Genomic DNA, 17594 nt, shown 5'->3' on the forward strand with positions numbered 1-17594 from the left:
AAATCAAAATTAGGAAATAAGTTGGTCTAGGATGGCAGTGACATCATCTAGCTGGATGTCTTGCATCAGGGTTTCCCCTTTGGCCCGGGCGCCCCATGGCAGGTTTGCTACCGGCTTGCCGTGTTGCTGCTCGGCATGTTGTTCATAGGCGCTAGCGACATACTGTAGGCTGTTGTAAGGGCCGGTGCGCTTTGGGTTACTATGCGCATACAGGCCAATCACCGGTGTGCCCTGAGTTGTTGCCAAATGAGCCGGACCGGTATCCGGGGCAACCACGACAGTGGCGGCGCCCAACAGGGCTGTCAGCTGTTTGAGGCTGGTTTTGCCGATCATGTTAATCGGTGCATGTTGGCAGTGCTGGCTGATCGCCTCACCCAAGGCGATTTCGCGCGGGGCTGGCGATCCACACAGTATGATTTGCATCCCTTTCTCTGTGGCATAGTCGGCAAGTTGGGCATAACGCTCGGTCAGCCAGTTACGCTCGTCCTTGCTCGCGGCTGGCGAGATGATAAGAGTCGGCCTGCCATTGATATGCTGCGCCGCAAAGGCTCTGTCATCATCACTCAGTGGAATGTGCCAGTGTGGGGTCTCGAAAGGGACGCCAAGGTAGCGGGCAAAATCAGCAAAGTTATCCAGCACATGGAAGCTTTCGGTATGCGGTAAGTGACGGTTGGTGAATAGCCACTGTCCTTCTTTGGTGCGGTTTTTGCCAAAGCCGATGCGGTATCTTGCCTTGATCCCGAGCGACAGGGCGCTGGCGCGAATGGCGGCTTGCATATGCAATAGGGCATCAAACTTTTGGCCCTTAAGTGCTTGCCATACGGCTTTCATACCGGCCCATCCGGCTTTCTTGTCAAATACCACAACCTTGATGCCGGGCAGATCGCCGATCAGCTGGGCTTCGATTTTTCCGCTAACCCAAGTGATCTTGGTTGACGGCCAATGGGCCTGAATAGCCTGCACGACTGAAATGGCGTGGCAGACATCGCCGATGGCAGATAGCCTAAGAATACAAATTGAGCGTGGCGGGGTGGTAAATAACGCCATGACAAAGTCCTGTTAATCAATCAGAGATGAAATTATGCAGTTCAGGTAAGTGATTGTAAAATACTCTGTCCCTCAAGCTTGGAGATAAAGCGTGCAAGAAATAACAAGCAGTAACCAGAGGATCTGGTTTGCCCCTGAATTATTGGCTGAAGATCCGCAGCAATGCTTCGACCCGGCTTTCTGGCAGCAACAAGATTTGGTCATTGGCTCGGCCCAGGGCCGCGGGACGACATGGTTTGTCAAAGGCAAACGCATAGAGATGGCATTGCGCCATTATCGCCGCGGCGGATTGTTCGGCAAACTGGTCAAGGATGCTTATTGGTTTGCCGGGTGGGAGAAAACCCGCAGTGCCGAGGAGTTCCAACTGCTTGATAAGCTAGCCTGTGGTGGGGTACGAGTACCGCGTCCGGTGGCCGCCCGTGCGACCAAACAGGGGCTGACGTACCGAGCCGACCTCTTGGTGGAAAAAGTGCCTGACGCAAAAGACTTAGTCGCGCTGTTGGAGCGTGTCGCCTTACAGGAAGAAAACTGGCGGTCGATAGGGGCTATGGTCAGAAAGATGCACGACCTCCAAGTTTGCCATACCGATCTCAACAGCCACAACATCTTGCTAGATGGCCAGCAGCAGGTCTGGTTAATTGATTTTGATAAGTGCTATGAAAAAGAGGGGGAGAGCTGGAAGGAAGATAACCTGTCCCGCCTGCACCGATCTTTTGTCAAAGAGCAAGGCAAGCGGGGGATCAAGTTTGAATCACAATGCTGGCAATGGTTATTGAGCGGCTATCAGGCTGACTGATTTATTCGGCTGATGGCTGCGGGTGCTTAACGACTCTAACTATTGTCTGAAAGCTGCTTGCCAATCACTGCCAGTGTTTTGGCCACGGCCCCTTGGTTTTGCTGTACGACTTCAATTGCGGCCTTACCCATATGCTGGCATTGTTCTGGATCGGACAACAGAGCAGTTAGGCGCTTGCCTATCTGTTTGGCGCTATCGCAAACCTCTAATGCACCGGCAGCTTCGAGCTGTTGGGTAATATCGGTAAAGTTGTAGTAGCTCGGCCCGGTTAGTACAGGCTTCGCCAGAGCAGCAGGCTCAAGCATATTATGGCCGCCAACCTTATCGCCGATCAAACTGCCGCACATTACGGTGACATCGGCAGCCCCCATCAATAGCAACATTTCCCCCATGGTATCGGCCAGATAGACATCAGTTGTGTCATCGACGTTTTGTGCTGAAGTGCGGCGAACACAGTTTAGCTGCTGTGACAGACACAATTCAGCAACGCTGTCGAAGCGCTCCGGGTGGCGTGGTACCAATATCAGCAGGCATTTGGGGTGGTATTGTTTGACGGCCTTGAACGCCTTGAGAATTTGCTCGTCTTCTCCTTTGTGGGTGCTGGCGGCAATCCATACTGGTCGCGACTCTCCCAGTTGCTGGCGAAGCTGCTGGGACTGTTCAAGCAAGGCGGGCTCTATCTGTATATCGAATTTGACCGAACCGGTGACGCTCAGGCGGCTTGTTGGGATCCCCAAACCAGCAAAACGCTCGGCATCGTCTTGGTGCAGGCACAGTAGGTGGCTAAGGTTGGGTGCTATCATATTGAACACAGGCTGGAACTTGGCGTACCGCTTGGCTGAACGCGCTGACAGGCGGGCATTCATTACAATCACCGGGACCCCCGTGTGGTGAACGGTGGCTAGGGTATTGGGCCATAATTCTGTTTCCATGATCAGCAGAGCCGATGGACGGACAGCTTGTAGGAACCCTCTGACACACCAAGCAAAATCAATCGGCATGTAGCGGTGCTCAACCAAATTACCTAGCTTACCGATTTGCTCAGCCCCGGTGCTGGTGGTCGTGGTGACGACGATAGTTTGCTCTGGGTTCTGGGCTTTGATGGCTTTAATCACCGGGATGGCAGCAATAGATTCACCGACAGAGACCGCATGAATCCAAATGGGTCGGGTGCCATTTGTTGTTAGTGGTGACGTAAAGCCGAAATGTTCTTTCCAGCGCGGCCCAAAAGCGGGTTTGTTGGGTCGACGGCGGTAGAGGCCAAACAATAGCAATGGAGATGCCGTTGCCAGCAGCAAAGTGTACAGGGCTCTGATAAACATACGATAGCTTGTGGTCTTGGATTATCTGCCTATTATAACGGGATATATGCTTGATAACAGATAGGGATATTTCCCAATCTTTCTATTGATTGGGATAGAATGCATATTATTTTTTGTAATTTGACGCCGAGGGTGAAGCTGTGAGCCATCAGAGCAAGCGCTATTTAATGTATGTTGCTCAGAATTATTCTTATGCCATGCTGCGTCCGCTGCAGGCTACGATACGTGAACAGGGTGGTGACGTTCGCTGGTTTATTGAAGGGAATGAAGCAGACCCTAGCTATATCAAAGCAGATGAAACGCTACTGACGTCGGTAGAGGCTGTAAAAGCTTGGCGGCCGGATATCGTCTTTGTCCCAGGGAATGTGGTTCCAAGTTTTATTCCTGGTATTAAAGTCGGTGTGTTTCATGGTTTTAACTCTGGAAAAAGAGCTCGTAATGGCCACTTTCAAATTAGAGGGTGCTTTGATCTGTATTGCACTCAGGGGCCAAACACGACTGAGCGTTTCGAACAATTGGCTTTAGAGCATGGCTATTTCCGGGTTGCCCAAACAGGGTGGCCGGCGTTGGATCCGTTGTTTTCACCCATCATCGATAACCCTTATAAAGCGCCTGACGATGAGCGGCCGACAGTACTCATGTGCTCGACTTTTTCCCGTAACTTGACTTGTGCGCCTGTGCTTTTCGATAAAATTAAGGGACTAGCGGCAGCAGGTAAATGGCGCTGGTTAATTCAATTCCACCCGAAAATGGATCCAGCCATTGTTGAGCAATACAAACAACTGCAAAACGAGAATTTGCAGTTTGTCGAGACAGATAATGTTCTTCCTTTGCTACAAGCAGCGGATGTGATGCTGTGTGATACGTCTTCGATTTTGCTAATGTTTTTATTGCAGCGTAAACCGGTAGTCACATTTCGTAACCAGATCCCGAGTGGGCATTTATTGAATGTCACTGATGTTGAGCAGGTTGAATCGGCTCTGGAGCAAGCTTTGCAGCGCCCAGCGGCACTGATGGCTGAAATTGAGCAATACTGTCAGGAGCTACACCCTTATAGGGATGGCCAATCAAGTTTACGTGTATTGGCAGCTGCAAATCAGATGTTGGCTGATGGTAGGGCGGGGCTTAAACCCAAACCGCTTAATTTGCTGCGTCAATTCAAGATGCGGAAGAAACTAAGCTACTGGAAATTGTAGGGCTCATAGTCGAATAATCGTTTGGTAACGTTGTTGTGTGAGTGCAATTCAGTATTGTATAGATATGGTAATTTGAGATGAGTCAGAAAATTAAAGTTCTAGCGGTGACACACCATGGAAGAAAAAACATCAACCCTATTCGTCCTGAAGCGTCTCAGATAATAGGTATGCACAAATCAGGACTGGTTGATGTCACTGTGATGTGCAATCCCGGATCGACCTTGATCCCTTTCCTTGAAGCCGAAGGGGTCAAGGTGGTAACCGATCCTTTAGACAAGAAAGTGAGCATTGATACCATTAGGGCAATTCGCAAGTATATCACTGAAAACGATATTCAAATTCTGCACCTTTATAACAATATTGCTTGCTCGAATGGGTGTTTTGCTGCGATTGGCACAAAAGCTAAGGTCATTGCTTACCGTGGGCAGACAGGCAATATTAGTCGATTTGATCCGACGAGCTATTTAACTATGCTAAATCCTCGCTTAGATAAAATTATTTGTGTTGCCAAGGCGATTGAGGTCGACCTGCAAAATTATATCTGGGGGGATAAGGGTAAGGCTGTCACTGTTTATAAAGGCCATGATCAATCTTGGTACCAAAACCCGCCTGCTAACTTGGATCATCTCAACCTGCCTGAAGATAGCTTTAAGTTATCTTTAGTGGCGAACTTAAGGCCAAGAAAAGGTCTGCATGTATTGATGGATGCGATGAAATTATTGCCAGATGATATCAATATTGATGTTCTGCTTGTTGGTGCTGACCCTAAGTCGGAGAAAATTCAGCAGATGATAGCCCGCAGTGGAAAGCCTGCGAGGGTTCATGCCTTGGGTTATCGTGAAGATGCTCCAGAAGTGGCTGCGTCATCAGATCTCACTATCCTTCCAACAACTAAACGAGAAGGGCTATGTCGTGCAGTGCTGGAAGCAAACTCTTATAGCGTCCCTTCCATTGTGTCTGATACTGGTGGTAATGCAGAGTTAGTGGCGGATGGTGAAACCGGAATTGTGGTTCCACCCAGTGATGCAGAAGCCTTGGCCGATGCAATACTTAAGCTATATAACGACCGTCAGTTGTGTAAGCAATATGGCGTGGCTGCCAAACAGCGAGTTATTGATAAATTCAACGTAGAGCAGGGTGTTGAGGCAACACTAAAATGCTACAAAGAGTTGCTTAGCTAGAGCTTATACCAATCTGGATAAGTCGTTGATCAAGTATTTGCACTGGAAAAATCGTTGTTATCAAGGCAGATATTGCAGTAACTAGTTGCTCTGATTACAAAATATTTAACGCAGAGAACAGCGATTTTAACCTGCAAGACTGATCAAATATTTATGTAGGTTGGTATTACACACTATATAAAAGAGGGAGCGCTTGCTCCCTCTTTTTCACTCTATGTAATTAGTCGTTTTAATCACTTAGTCATTTTCTTGTATCTAGGTTTTAGCTTTACCGCTTGGCGCAATAAGCGTTGAGACCATTTCTTGCTGCTGTTGCCGAAGTTGTGTGGTCCTTGGGGGCCTAAGTAATGATAGAGTATGTCATCGAGATAATGTGCTTCCTCTCCCGCCATTTCCAACAGCGGTGAGGTTAAGTACTTATCACTGCATCGCCTAACATACTGTTTGTCTTCGGTTACTAGATCTTCATATTTAATTTTTTTGCACTCAAGCCAAGCTCTGAACCTGCCGGTATACAAGAAGAAATTAAGCGTACTTTTTACTTCTTCTTCACTCAGGGTTAGAGATGATGGATTTACTTGCTTCCATAATGAATGCTTGAATGTCTTTAAGTGGCTAGCTCGCCACTTTACATAACGGAATAGGTTGAGCTTATGGATAATGCCGGGATAGGCTGAGCAATTCGAACCTCGCTTACCGTCAACAGTGTAAGAACCAAATGTCATCAAACATTGTTGCTGCTCATAGGTGTTTCTCAGGCACTCAAATGAACCCGTACCAGCAAGAGAATCATCCCCATCAATCAATACAATAACATCATCGTCATCAGGCTGAGCGAGTTTGATGGTTTCAGCAATGTTGCCCATTGAATACAGCTTTTTTTGATGACGTATCAAGTGAAAACGTTCATCATCACGAATGTTTTCTTCAATGACTTCACAACTATTGTCGGTAGACAGGTCATCACCAAAATACACCTCGAAGTTTGTGTAAGTCTGCGCTTTTAATATGTCTATATTTTTTTTAAGGTGCTCTGACATATTATAGACAGCACTAATTACTATAAACTTCATAGTTACTTACACTCTTTCCTAGTTGTTGTTTTCATAACTTCATGTTTTCTAAGTAGCATGTACATGCAAAATATATAAAAAACGAAAGGATGGGATCTTTCAAGCGGTACATCCGTCAAGCTGACCGTTAGGTAAACGCTGATCAATACCCAGATCAGTGTTTTATTGTCTGTACCCTTTGATGAGCAAAGAGGGTATATAACAAAAAGTAATATAGCAAAAAGGCCGAAAACACCATAACTGGTTAAGTCATCCATCCATTGGTTGTGCAAATGCGAATGTCTAGCAGCTTTATGTGAGATAAAGTTCTCATTGGCCATTTGCTCTTTTACTTCTTGCTGACCAGTATCGCCAACACCCAGCAACCAGTGAGATTTAATGATCTCGACACCGGCTTTCCACATTTGCAGCCGCAAGCCAATAGAGGTTTCCATGTTGTTAGACTGAATTTGTTGAACTTCATATAAGGTTCTATCAACCCTTTTTGCAATTGGCTGCTTTAGCATTACAGTGATAGACAAAAGGACAAGAACGGAGCCTAAGACGACTTTATAATTCAGTACTTTTAAATTGACAGTACGGGCTATGAGCATTAGAGAGCCAGCTCCGAATGCTAACCATGGGCCTCTAGAGGCAGATAGAATTAATGGAAAGAGTGCAATAATTGCAAAAAATAGAGCAATAGACTTATGCTTTTTATCTTGTTCAGTAATAGCAAAGTATAAGTTTGCATTGGCCAAGAAGGCGCTGATAATGCCTATGCGTATCGGGTTTATTGACCAACTCCTTCTGCTGAATAATGATCCGTCAAAGTACTGGATAAACATAAATACAACAAGGCTACCTGATAAGATCCAGACTAAGTTTTTGAAGGTAATTTTCTCCAAGTAACTTGGTGGAAGAATAGCAAGATATAGGACACTTAAGCTAAGGATCCTGAAGCGGCTAGAGGAAACGCCGTAAGTAAAATAAGCGACGATGGCAAACAGCAGATTTGCGACCAAGAGCCATAGGAGCTTGTTTTGTTTTATATTGCTTAGGATGTCTTTGTACCCAAGAAAGTAAATACGGGCAATGACAACTAATGGCACGAGTACATTGAGTATCTTGTCGCCATTTGCGAAAGCAAAGACGCCACTGAAAACCCAAAAAAGCGGTAAGAGAATGATTGAATGTATAATCAAGTTCTTATCAAAATTCACTGTTTTTTGCATTGTTCCAACACTAACTGCGGTATGGATTGGTCCCGCCATTAGGCCGGGTCTTTAATAAACGTAAAATCCACATGTACTGCTCAGGACGTTCGGTGACGTACTGCTCGATACACTGGTTCATCAAGCGGGCGTCCTGCTCCTCGGTGTCCAGCGGAAACGGTGAGAGCGGTGGATAGATGTCTATCTCGTATTTTCCAGTCTCGCTGTTGTAAATCGAGTACAAAGGGACAATCTTGGCTCGGCTTAACTTCGCTAGGCGGCCCAGTCCGGCAATCGTCGCCTTGGTGGTGGCGAAAAAGTCGACAAATACACTGTGCTCGGCCCCCAAGTCTTCATCTGGCAAATAGTAGCCCAAATAGCCCTCGCGGATAGACTTAATAAAGGGTTTTATCCCGCCACTGCGCTCGTAAACGCGGCCGCCGTATTGTACACGCTGTTTATGCATTAACCAGTCAGAGACGATATTTTTCTGCTTTTTCGCCATCGCCGAAACGGGCAATCCGCGCGATGCAAGCAAAACTGCTGGAATATCAATGGCCCAGGTGTGAGGCACTAGCAAGATGGCACTGTCGCCATTTTCCTTCAATGCTGTCAGGTGTTCTTCACCTCGGACAACCGTGTTGTCTTCCAGCCACTGGCGGTTGCGAACGCTGAGCGCTGCGAACCCCATCAGAAAACTGCCGGCGGTAATGTAGCTTTCGAGCAGCATTGCTTCTCGCTCTTCTTCGCTTTTGTCGGGAAAACACATTTGCAGGTTTACCCGGGCGCGGCGGTTGGCTTTGCTGTTGAACGCCACCGCGCGTTTGGCAAATGCGCTCGCCATGGCACGACGGGTGCGGTGTGGCAGCAAGCACAGTAGCGCGGCGATCGCGACGGCCAACCAGGTTCCCCAGTATTTTGGGTGCAGGAATGCCCAGTTGAACTCTGGGTTGTAGGCTTTTTTATCGTAGTGGTCTTTCATCTAGTGTTTTGGTGCTTGGTTGATGGTTGCCATGTAGTCGGCCACGCCTTCGGCGACAGACTTGAAGGTGTCGGTATAGCCGGCGGCCCGTAATTTGGTCAAGTCGGCTTCGGTAAAGGCTTGGTAGCGGCCTTTCAGATGATCAGGGAAAGGGACTTCTTCGACCTCCCCCTTACCGTGATGCTTGATCACCGCCTTGGCGACCTCGCTGAAAGGTTCGGCCTGGCCGGTACCACAGTTGTAGATCCCCGAGATGCTATTCTGCCAGAACCACAGGTTGACCTTGCAGACATCGCCGACAAAGACAAAATCGCGTTTGAGGTTATCTGAACCCTCGAACAGTTTCGGGTTGTTACCTTGATTGATCTGGTTATTGAGGTGGAAGGCGACCGAGGCCATGCTGCCTTTGTGCTGTTCGCGAGGTCCATAGACATTGAAGTAACGGAAGCCAGTGATTTGCGATAGGGTTTCACCGTGCTCTTCGGCATCTTGCCACAGACGGCGGACATAGTTGTCGAACAACTGTTTGGAGTATCCGTAGACGTTGAGTGCACCCTCGTATTGGCGCTCTTCGATAAAGTCGTGGTCACGACCACCGTAGGTTGCGGCGGAGGAGGCATACAAAAACGGAATACTTCGCTCGAGGCAGTAATGCAGTAGCTCTTTGGAGTACTCGTAGTTGTTGAGCATCATGTACTTGCCGTCCCACTCGGTAGTGGATGAGCAGGCACCCTGATGGAATACCGCATCGATTGGACCGAAGTCGTCACCCGCCATGATCTGGGTGATGAAGTCTTCTTTGTCCATGTAATCAGCAATATCCAAATCGACCAGGTTGGCGAACTTGGTGCCGTCCTTGAGGTTGTCGACTACCAGAATGTCACTGCAGCCTTGCTCATTGAGTGCTTTTACAAGATTGCTGCCGATCATACCGGCACCACCAGTTACTATAATCATGGCTCTTCCAGTCTGTAGGGTGGATAACAAGGGTTAGACCCGCTGTTATAGATTATGTTTATGATAGTATTAGCAGATTGCCAAATGATCTGGGCAAAGAAGTGAGAAGCAAATGAAGACCCGTGACAAAATTATCCTGGCTGCACTGGAGCTTTTCAATGAAAGCGGTGAGCCGAATATTACCACTAACCATATTGCTGCCCATTTAGGGATTAGCCCCGGTAATCTGTATTATCATTTCCGTAATAAGGAAGAGATTATACACAGTATTTTCGATCAATACGCGCATGATCTCAGTGTTCACTTTCAACCCCTTGAAAATGCAAATATAACCGCAGATGACTTGCTGGTATATCTCGACTCAGTATTTATGTTGATGTGGCGTTACCGTTTTTTTTACGCCAACTTACCTGATATTTTGCAGCGTGACCCAGAACTTCAACAAAAGTACCTTGCGGCACAGGAAGGTCTGCATAAGGACATCACGGCGATGATGGCCAGTTTCCGTACTGGTGGTCTGCTGGATATCGATCAAGAGGAACTGGAGAATCTGGCTACGACCCTCAAACTTGTTGCGTCGAGCTGGATATTTTACCAGACCACCCAAGCGCCAGGTGCCAAGATCACCAAAGCGGTACTTTATCAGGGGGTGTTGCACATCCTAGGTATCGTTAGGCCGTTGACCACCGCCGAGGGTAAGTCACAGGTGCTGCAACTTAAAGCGCACTACCGCGATCAGATTGAGAAAGATATTTAAAAAGACGGGTCGAGTTCGGATAACCTGACCAGTTGGATCCCTTGCCCTTCAAGTAAAGGTAGTGCTCGACTCAACACGTCAAGCGTCACCGGGTAGGGGTGGCCGATTGCAATTGCATAGCCATTCGCTTTGGCTTGTTGGACGGCGCGGGAAAGTTGTTGGTTGACGAACTTTTCGGTACTTAGATGGTCGAGAAACACATGGCGGCGCAGGGCGGGCACATTCTGTTGTTTGGCCAGCTTGAGTGCGACCGAGCGGGCGGTCGTTCGGCTATCTAAGAAAAACAATCCCTGATCCGACAGGACTTCCATCACCCAGCCCATGGCTTGTGGATCTTGGGTCAGGGCACTACCCATGTGGTTATTGACGGCGATGGCATCTGGCACTCTTTCTAGCCCCCAGCGCAATACGTGCTGTAAGGTCTGTTGATCCATCTGCCGGGTCAGGGTCGCCATCTCGAGCGGTGCCCGATGTAGGGGCTCCATTGGCATATGGAGCAAGACATCGCGTTGCTGCTGTTGGGCTAATTTGCTGGTTGCTCTGTCATAGGGCGTATCTGGCAGGATGGAGACACTGATCTGTGGCGGCAGTGCAGATAAGGCGGCAGGCATAGGTTGATAGCCAAGATCATCGATGACGATGGCCAGTTTGGCCGCGAGGGCCATACTGGACGATCCCATACTGGCTAAAACAAGGGCAAGGCCAAAAGCCAACTTCCCGAATATACGACTCTTCACCACAAGCTATCCTTTGCTTATTCGGTACGAATGGAAAACGCGACTTTTATCTTGTCAGCCAACTGCGTGGGTTAGTCGGTGTGCCCTTACGGCGTATCTCAAAATACAGCGAAGACTGATCCTGCCCGCCACTGTCACCAATCAAAGCAATATTTTCATTGGCCTGTACGGTATCGCCAACTTTTTTCAGCAAGGTTTGATTGTAGCCATAGAAGCTCATGTCCCCTTTGCCGTGGTCGACGGCAAGCACCAAGCCGTATCCGCGCAACCAGTCAGCAAAAACAACTTTGCCGGGGTAGATAGCCTTCACCGGGCTCCCGGCTGACTGGGCGATCACCATACCTTTCCAGTGCAGCTCGCCTTGTTGGCTGGTGCCATAGTTATGTAGGATTCTTCCTTTGACCGGCCAGGGCAATTTGCCTTTCTGATTAGCCAAGCCATCCATCGGGGCACGACGTGCGGCTTCAGCGGCAGCTCTGGCTTTTTCGATTTCTTTGACCAAGCGTTGCTCGTTTTGCTTGAGCTCCGTCAGGTATTGGTTATCGGTCGTCAGTTGGCTTCGCAGGTTTCGCACGGTTTTTTGCCGTTGGCTACGCTCACTTTCCAGTTTGCGTTTGTGATCCTTGAGCTTGGTCAGCAGTGCCTGTTGTTCGTTTTGCTGCTCGCCCAACTGATGCTGTTTGAGCTGTAATTCGGTGGTAGTCGCTGCCAGCTCGTCGAGGGCGTGGCTGCGTGCTTGGCTCAGGCGCTCGGCATAGACAGTAAAGCGATCAAGCTGGCCGCTGTCTTCGCCACTGAGCATCAGTGCCAATTGGCTTTGCTTACCTTGCTTATAATGGGCGTTGAGTAGTTCTTTGAGCAGTTCTTGTTGACCCAGTTGCTGTTGGCGCAGTTGTTCGAGCTGTTGCCTTAGTGCGCGGATCGATGTGCTCAGTTCGGTTGAGCGTGATTCTGCCTGATGGATCGACTTGGCAGTGTCGGCGATGCCCACTTCCTGTTGGCGCAGGCTTTTTTGCAGTTGGTCGACTTTCTTGCGATTCGTTGCGACCTGGCCTTGCTGGCGGGAGATTTCCTGCTTAACCCCTTTGAGCTGGCCTTCATCAGCCATTACATGGGAGCTAAACTGCAGGCATAGAAAAACGCCAGTGCAAACTGCACTGGCGCGAAGACTATGGTGTAGGTGTTTGATAACTTCCCGCATAGGGGAGATTATTTCAGATCAAACAGCACCTGACCAGTCATCTCTTCAGGGATTTCCATATCTGTTAGGGCTAGCATTGTTGGTGCTAGATCAGACAGTTTACCGCCTTCTTTCAGAGTCAGCGCTTTGTCGCCGACGTACACTAGCGGTACAGGTAGGCTAGTGTGAGCCGTGTGAATGCCACCTGTTTCTGGGTTGACCATCATCTCTGCGTTACCGTGGTCGGCAGTGATCAGAAGCTGGCCGTCCATTTCACGGATGGCTTCAACTACACGGCCGAGACAGCCGTCAACCGCTTCGGTCGCTTGTACTGCAGCATCATAAACGCCAGTGTGGCCAACCATATCAAGGTTCGGGTAGTTACAGATGATGGTATCGAACTCACCGCTCTTGATGGCCGCAACCAACTTGTCAGTCAGCTCTGGCGCGCTCATTTCAGGTTGAAGATCGTAAGTCGCTACTTTTGGTGAAGCCACTAAACGGCGCTCTTCACCGTCGAACTCGTCTTCCACACCACCGTTGAAGAAGAAAGTCACGTGCGCATATTTCTCTGTTTCAGAGATACGAAGCTGCTTCTTGCCTTTTTTCGATAGCCACTCACCTAGCGTGTTAACCAAATCCGCTGGTGGGTAAGCGATAGGCAGGTTGATGTCCGCCGCGTACTGGGTCAGCATTACAACGTCCGCAAGGGCAGGGAACTGAGCACGCTCGAAGCCAGCGAAATCCACGTCGAAAGTACGGGTGATCTGGCGGGCACGGTCAGCACGGTAGTTCATGAAGATAACGGCATCACCATCTTCCATTGCAGCCGAGTCCTGGCCTTCGGCGCGGATCTCAGTGGCTTTAACGAACTCATCGTTTTCGTCACGGGCGTAAGCTGCTTCCAGACCTTCAACGGCAGAAGCTACGGTGAATTCTGCTTTCGCTGCGGTTAGCAGGTTGTAAGCAACTTCAACACGATCCCAGTTGTTGTCACGGTCCATTGCGTAGTAACGACCCACTAGCGAAGCAACACGGCCTTTGCCTAGCTCAGCAAACAGGGCGTCGAAACGCTCTAGTGATGCCTGTGCGCTACGAGGTGGGGTGTCACGGCCGTCTAGGAAGCAGTGTAGATAGATTTTTTCAGCGCCGCGTTTTGCTGCCATTTCTACAGCTGCTGCGATGTGGTCTTCGTGGCTGTGAACACCGCCCGGAGACATCAGGCCCATGATGTGTACAGCTTTGCCTGCGTTAACGGCTTTATCGATAGCGCCAGTAAGTGCTGGGTTTTCGAAGAAGTCACCGTCAGCAATTGACTTGGTGATACGAGTAAGATCTTGGTAAACGATGCGGCCGGCACCGATGTTGGTGTGACCTACTTCAGAGTTACCCATCTGGCCATCAGGCAGGCCAACATCCATACCTGATGCTGAGATCAGAGTGTTTGCTTCGTTTGCCATCAGGCCATCGATAACTGGCGTGTTGGCGTTAGCAATAGCGTTGTTGGCGTTGTCTTGGCGGTAACCCCAGCCATCTAGGATAACTAAAGCTAATGGCTTTTTAGCAGACATATGCTGTCCCTCGTATGTTAAAACCTGAAATGAATATCGATCAATTACCTTAGCCCTCAATACGCTAGGGCTAAGGTAATTGATCGTAGTGGACGTAATTTTACTACAGTTTATGGTGAAAACTGTAGGTCAAGATCAAACAATGCTGTAAATAGATTGTTATCTTTCTACGGAAATATATTCATTTCTGATGATAAGTGTAAGTCCTGAAGCACAGTTTTTTTACTTTTTCTTATGCTGCAATAATGCTCAAGGTAGTTAGGGCTTATACTGAGAGCGCCAAGGACCAGTGAGCCGCCGCGCGGATTTATTGCATCTAGCTGTACAACCAGGCTGTCGAGGGTATACTCAGGGTCTTTAAATTTTGTCGACTTGAGCCTAGGTTACAGCAGGCTGATATTAGGAATATAGAGCGAAGATCATGCAACAATACATTGATTTTGTAACAAGTAACCCTATCTTGGCATTGGTATGGGTTGGCTTGGTTGTGGCTATCATTTCGTCTTACGTCAAACAAAAGACGGCAGGCTATAAGATTGTCACTCCCAATGAAGCGACTGTAATGGTCAACCGTGAAGACGGTGTGTTTGTCGATATCCGCAGTCGTGATGAATACCGCGGCGGCCATATTGCTGGCGCACTTCACATTTTACCAAGTCAAATTAAAGAACAGAACCTGGCAGATCTTGAAAAATTCAAGCAAGCCCCAATCATCGTAGTATGCAAGACAGGACAAACGGCGCAAGAGAGTGCCAACCTGCTGAGCAAAGCGGGTTTCGAGAACGTAAACTTGCTTAAAGATGGTCTGATTTCATGGAACGAGGCAAACCTGCCATTGATCCGTAGCAAATCAGGCAAGGCGAAAAAGTAATCTCGCCGTCCCGCTGCACGCGAGGTCGGGCAGTGGGGTAACACTGAATTTTGTGCAGTTGTGATAGTCATCATGGTTGCGGTATTGATTGGCTCACGCTCGTGAGCATGAGAGAAAAAAGGACTCTAACATGGCTGAAGCAGCAAACACTGAAGCACAGCAGAACTTTCAAATCCAGCGTGTCTTCCTGAAAGATGTTTCTTTCGAAGCGCCAAACTCGCCACAGATGTTCCAGAAAGAGTGGAACCCTGATGTGAAACTGGATCTAGACACGCAGAGCCGTGAGCTGGGTGAAGGTGTTTTCGAAGTTATTCTTCGCCTGACTGTGACTGTTAAGAATGAAGAAGAGACTGCATTCCTGTGTGAAGTTCAGCAAGGCGGTATTTTCTCTGTTGCTGGTATGGAAGCGCCTCAGCTTGCGCATTGCCTAGGTGCATTCTGCCCGAACATCCTGTTCCCATACGCACGTGAAACGATTTCTAGCCTAGTGGTTAAGGGTACATTCCCTCAACTGAACCTAGCGCCGGTTAACTTCGATGCATTGTTCATGAACTACCTTCAGAACCAATCTCAAGCTAACCCAGAAAACACTGAAGCTTAAGCTTTAGGGTGGACACAATGAATCCAGGCTCTGAACAAGCAATTTCCATGACGGTACTGGGTGCCGGTTCGTACGGTACATCCTTGGCGATCTCGCTGGCCCGTAATGGCGCCAATGTGATCCTATGGGGTCACGAGCCTGAGCACATGGCGCAGCTGGAAATAGACCGTGCCAACGAGGCTTTTTTGCCGGGTGTGGCTTTTCCTGACTCTTTGATTGTCACTGCCGATTTGGAGCAGGCGGTCAAGGCCAGCCGTGATCTACTGGTGGTGGTACCTAGCCATGTCTTTGGCTTGGTATTAGGTAATGTCAAACCGCACTTGCGTGATGATTCTCGCATCTGCTGGGCGACCAAGGGACTGGAGCCAGAAACGGGACGTCTGCTTAAAGACGTGGCTGTTGAAGCGCTGGGTGAATCGGTTCCGCTGGCGGTATTGTCAGGGCCGACATTTGCCAAAGAGCTCGCAGCAGGTATGCCTACGGCTATCTCTGTAGCGTCGCCGGACGACGAGTTTGTTCGCGATTTACAGGGTAAAATTCACTGTAGCAAAACCTTCCGTGTATACAGCAACAGTGATTTTATCGGTATGCAGCTTGGCGGTGCGGTCAAGAATGTGATTGCCATTGGTGCGGGGATGTCTGATGGTATTGGCTTTGGTGCCAACGCCCGTACAGCATTGATCACCCGCGGTCTGGCCGAAATGTCACGTTTGGGTGCGGCGTTAGGGGCGCAGCCTGAAACCTTTATGGGGATGGCAGGCCTTGGTGACTTGGTACTGACTTGTACCGACAACCAATCCCGCAACCGACGTTTTGGTTTGGCGCTGGGTCAAGGTAAAGACGTTGATCAAGCCCAAGATGATATCGGTCAGGTCGTCGAAGGATACCGTAATACCAAGGAAGTCTGGGTTCTTTCTCAGCGGTTAGGGGTCGAAATGCCGATCACCGAGCAGATCTACCAGGTGCTTTATCAGGGCAAAGACGCCCGTGAAGCGGCCAAAGATTTGCTGGCTCGCGAGAAAAAAGACGAATAACAGCTTGGCAGCGATGCGCCTCCATTCTGTTTACTAAAATTACAACGCGGGCTGCTAAGGCCTGCGTTGTTTTTTTTTCAGGGCGCGTTAAAGTTAAAGCAAGCCGATACCAACCGTAATGAAACCGAGGGTAATGTGAGGGAATGTCAACAATATGCCGTTTGGCAGGCAATAAAGCAGGAAGCGAGAGAGCAGTCCGAGCAGGAGCCAATGCTCGCGAGCTTCTACCATGCCACCATTATCAAACACGATAACCTGGCGGCAGCACTGAGTTACATCTTGGCGAATAAATTGGCCACGCCATCGATGCCGGCGATGGCAGTACGAGAAGTGATAGAAGAGGCTTTTGCCGCCGATTGTTTGATCACCGAATCAGCAGCTTGTGATATCCGGGCTGTTGTCGAGCGGGATCCGGCGGTAGAGATGTTTTCTATCCCTTTGCTCTACCTCAAAGGCTTCCATGCCTTGCAAGGCTACCGGGTGGCCAACTGGTTGTGGAAGCAAAAGCGAGTGGCACTGGCGGTATATTTACAGAACCAAATTTCGGTCGCCTGCCAAGTAGATGTCCATCCTGCGGCACGTATCGGTCAGGGGATCATGTTTGACCATGCCACCGGGATTGTGATTGGTGAGACGGCGGTGATCGAGAATGATGTGTCTATCCTGCAGGATGTCACTTTGGGTGGTACCGGCAAGGAAGGCGGCGATCGCCATCCGAAGATCCGTGAAGGGGTGATGATCGGGGCCGGCGCCAAGATCTTGGGCAATATCGAAGTGGGTGAGGGCGCCAAGATTGGTTCTTGTTCGGTGGTGCTTAATCAGGTGCCGCCGCATACCACTGTCGCAGGTGTTCCGGCCAAGATTGTCGGCCGACCGAGTAGCGATAAGCCATCAATGGATATGGATCAGCAATTCAACGGCACCAGCCAGACGTTTACTGCTGGAGATGGGATATAGCTCAGACCTGAGGCGATGGGCTAGAGGCGCGAGGATGTGCGATGAGCATTGTTTGATAATGTCCTTGAGTAATACCAACCTACATAAATATTTGATCAACTATTTATCCAGATTGGTATAAATAAAGCCATCACCCAAA

Annotated in this window: 17 protein-coding genes; 8 read left to right on the plus strand and 9 right to left on the minus strand. The window is 49.0% G+C overall.

The features are described 5' to 3' along the window. Nucleotides 1–9: 9 nt before the first annotated feature. Complete coding sequence (locus tag ACVA53_RS03440; RefSeq protein WP_446504499.1) at nt 10–1047, minus strand: glycosyltransferase family 9 protein; 1038 nt, start codon at nt 1045–1047, stop codon at nt 10–12. A gap of 91 nt (nt 1048–1138) precedes the next feature. Between ACVA53_RS03440 and ACVA53_RS03445 the strand changes: the two genes are divergently transcribed. Further along, nucleotides 1139–1843, plus strand: coding sequence for a 3-deoxy-D-manno-octulosonic acid kinase (locus ACVA53_RS03445; protein WP_446504500.1), 705 nt, complete (start codon nt 1139–1141; stop codon nt 1841–1843). A gap of 35 nt (nt 1844–1878) precedes the next feature. Here ACVA53_RS03445 and waaA read toward each other — a convergent pair whose 3' ends face one another. Then, complete coding sequence (waaA, locus tag ACVA53_RS03450; RefSeq protein ID WP_446504501.1) at nt 1879–3165, minus strand: lipid IV(A) 3-deoxy-D-manno-octulosonic acid transferase; 1287 nt, start codon at nt 3163–3165, stop codon at nt 1879–1881. Nucleotides 3166–3305: 140 nt separating this feature from the next. On the opposite strand from waaA, the gene ACVA53_RS03455 reads away from it, so the two are divergent. Both ACVA53_RS03455 and ACVA53_RS03460 read left to right on the plus strand, forming a co-directional pair. Next, on the plus strand, nt 3306–4361 hold the full coding sequence (locus ACVA53_RS03455; RefSeq protein WP_446504502.1) for a CDP-glycerol--glycerophosphate glycerophosphotransferase: 1056 nt from the start codon (nt 3306–3308) through the stop codon (nt 4359–4361). 77 nt (nt 4362–4438) lie between these two features. Further along, entirely contained in the window at nt 4439–5542 is a 1104-nt protein-coding gene (locus tag ACVA53_RS03460; protein ID WP_255040330.1) for a glycosyltransferase, read from the plus strand. A gap of 233 nt (nt 5543–5775) precedes the next feature. Here the strand turns inward: ACVA53_RS03460 and ACVA53_RS03465 are convergent, their stop codons facing one another. The 4 genes from ACVA53_RS03465 to rfaD are packed head-to-tail and all read right to left on the minus strand — an operon-like array spanning nt 5776 to nt 9747. Continuing rightward, nucleotides 5776–6615, minus strand: a complete 840-nt coding sequence (locus ACVA53_RS03465) for a glycosyltransferase family 2 protein (protein WP_446504503.1) — start codon at nt 6613–6615, stop codon at nt 5776–5778. Nucleotides 6616–6617: 2 nt separating this feature from the next. Further along, nucleotides 6618–7868 (minus strand): O-antigen ligase family protein, encoded by a 1251-nt coding sequence (locus tag ACVA53_RS03470; protein WP_446504504.1) that lies wholly within the window; start codon nt 7866–7868, stop codon nt 6618–6620. After that, nucleotides 7840–8790: a lauroyl-Kdo(2)-lipid IV(A) myristoyltransferase gene (gene lpxM, locus ACVA53_RS03475; protein WP_446504505.1), complete on the minus strand. Its 951-nt coding sequence runs from the start codon at nt 8788–8790 to the stop codon at nt 7840–7842. Before lpxM ends, ACVA53_RS03470 begins: the two co-directional genes overlap by 29 nt. Beyond that, on the minus strand, nt 8791–9747 hold the full coding sequence (gene rfaD, locus ACVA53_RS03480; protein WP_446504506.1) for an ADP-glyceromanno-heptose 6-epimerase: 957 nt from the start codon (nt 9745–9747) through the stop codon (nt 8791–8793). It lies immediately after the preceding gene. Between the two features lie 112 nt (nt 9748–9859). Between rfaD and ACVA53_RS03485 the strand changes: the two genes are divergently transcribed. After that, nucleotides 9860–10504, plus strand: coding sequence for a TetR/AcrR family transcriptional regulator (locus ACVA53_RS03485; protein WP_255040337.1), 645 nt, complete (start codon nt 9860–9862; stop codon nt 10502–10504). Here the strand turns inward: ACVA53_RS03485 and ACVA53_RS03490 are convergent. Genes ACVA53_RS03490 through gpmM form a run of 3 tightly spaced genes read right to left on the minus strand, consistent with a single transcriptional unit; the run spans nt 10501 to nt 13992 of the window. Then, nucleotides 10501–11241, minus strand: coding sequence for a divergent polysaccharide deacetylase family protein (locus ACVA53_RS03490; protein WP_255040338.1), 741 nt, complete (start codon nt 11239–11241; stop codon nt 10501–10503). The two genes, ACVA53_RS03485 and ACVA53_RS03490, sit on opposite strands and share 4 nt — an antisense overlap. Before the next feature lie 46 nt (nt 11242–11287). Beyond that, nucleotides 11288–12442 (minus strand): peptidoglycan DD-metalloendopeptidase family protein, encoded by a 1155-nt coding sequence (locus ACVA53_RS03495; RefSeq protein ID WP_255040339.1) that lies wholly within the window; start codon nt 12440–12442, stop codon nt 11288–11290. An 8-nt stretch (nt 12443–12450) separates the two neighbouring features. Beyond that, nucleotides 12451–13992: a 2,3-bisphosphoglycerate-independent phosphoglycerate mutase gene (gene gpmM / locus ACVA53_RS03500; RefSeq protein WP_446504507.1), complete on the minus strand. Its 1542-nt coding sequence runs from the start codon at nt 13990–13992 to the stop codon at nt 12451–12453. A gap of 421 nt (nt 13993–14413) precedes the next feature. Here gpmM and ACVA53_RS03505 point away from each other — a divergent pair, with 421 nt between their 5' ends. From ACVA53_RS03505 to cysE, 4 genes are all read left to right on the plus strand, one after another. Beyond that, nucleotides 14414–14863: a rhodanese-like domain-containing protein gene (locus ACVA53_RS03505; RefSeq protein WP_255040341.1), complete on the plus strand. Its 450-nt coding sequence runs from the start codon at nt 14414–14416 to the stop codon at nt 14861–14863. A gap of 130 nt (nt 14864–14993) precedes the next feature. Beyond that, the gene (gene secB / locus ACVA53_RS03510) at nt 14994–15464 is read left to right on the plus strand and encodes a protein-export chaperone SecB (RefSeq protein ID WP_255040342.1); all 471 of its coding nucleotides are present in this window, start codon (nt 14994–14996) and stop codon (nt 15462–15464) included. Nucleotides 15465–15481: 17 nt separating this feature from the next. After that, entirely contained in the window at nt 15482–16498 is a 1017-nt protein-coding gene (gene gpsA, locus ACVA53_RS03515) for an NAD(P)H-dependent glycerol-3-phosphate dehydrogenase (RefSeq protein ID WP_446504508.1), read from the plus strand. Between the two features lie 135 nt (nt 16499–16633). Beyond that, nucleotides 16634–17455, plus strand: coding sequence for a serine O-acetyltransferase (cysE, locus tag ACVA53_RS03520; RefSeq protein ID WP_255040423.1), 822 nt, complete (start codon nt 16634–16636; stop codon nt 17453–17455). Nucleotides 17456–17594: the final 139 nt, after the last annotated feature.

This window comes from Photobacterium sp. DNB23_23_1, from assembly GCF_052873815.1.

Bases quoted from the DNA above. Each gene is read 5' to 3' on its own strand.
- gpsA (WP_446504508.1), top strand. From the start codon at position 15,482: ATGAATCCAGGCTCTGAACAAGCAATTTCCATGACGGTACTGGGTGCC.
- ACVA53_RS03505 (WP_255040341.1), top strand. From the start codon at position 14,414: ATGCAACAATACATTGATTTTGTAACAAGTAACCCTATCTTGGCATTG.
- ACVA53_RS03440 (WP_446504499.1), bottom strand. From the start codon at position 1,047: ATGGCGTTATTTACCACCCCGCCACGCTCAATTTGTATTCTTAGGCTA.
- rfaD (WP_446504506.1), bottom strand. From the start codon at position 9,747: ATGATTATAGTAACTGGTGGTGCCGGTATGATCGGCAGCAATCTTGTA.
- gpmM (WP_446504507.1), bottom strand. From the start codon at position 13,992: ATGTCTGCTAAAAAGCCATTAGCTTTAGTTATCCTAGATGGCTGGGGT.
- ACVA53_RS03495 (WP_255040339.1), bottom strand. From the start codon at position 12,442: ATGCGGGAAGTTATCAAACACCTACACCATAGTCTTCGCGCCAGTGCA.
- secB (WP_255040342.1), top strand. From the start codon at position 14,994: ATGGCTGAAGCAGCAAACACTGAAGCACAGCAGAACTTTCAAATCCAG.
- ACVA53_RS03465 (WP_446504503.1), bottom strand. From the start codon at position 6,615: ATGAAGTTTATAGTAATTAGTGCTGTCTATAATATGTCAGAGCACCTT.
- ACVA53_RS03460 (WP_255040330.1), top strand. From the start codon at position 4,439: ATGAGTCAGAAAATTAAAGTTCTAGCGGTGACACACCATGGAAGAAAA.
- ACVA53_RS03470 (WP_446504504.1), bottom strand. From the start codon at position 7,868: ATGGCGGGACCAATCCATACCGCAGTTAGTGTTGGAACAATGCAAAAA.
- ACVA53_RS03485 (WP_255040337.1), top strand. From the start codon at position 9,860: ATGAAGACCCGTGACAAAATTATCCTGGCTGCACTGGAGCTTTTCAAT.
- waaA (WP_446504501.1), bottom strand. From the start codon at position 3,165: ATGTTTATCAGAGCCCTGTACACTTTGCTGCTGGCAACGGCATCTCCA.
- lpxM (WP_446504505.1), bottom strand. From the start codon at position 8,790: ATGAAAGACCACTACGATAAAAAAGCCTACAACCCAGAGTTCAACTGG.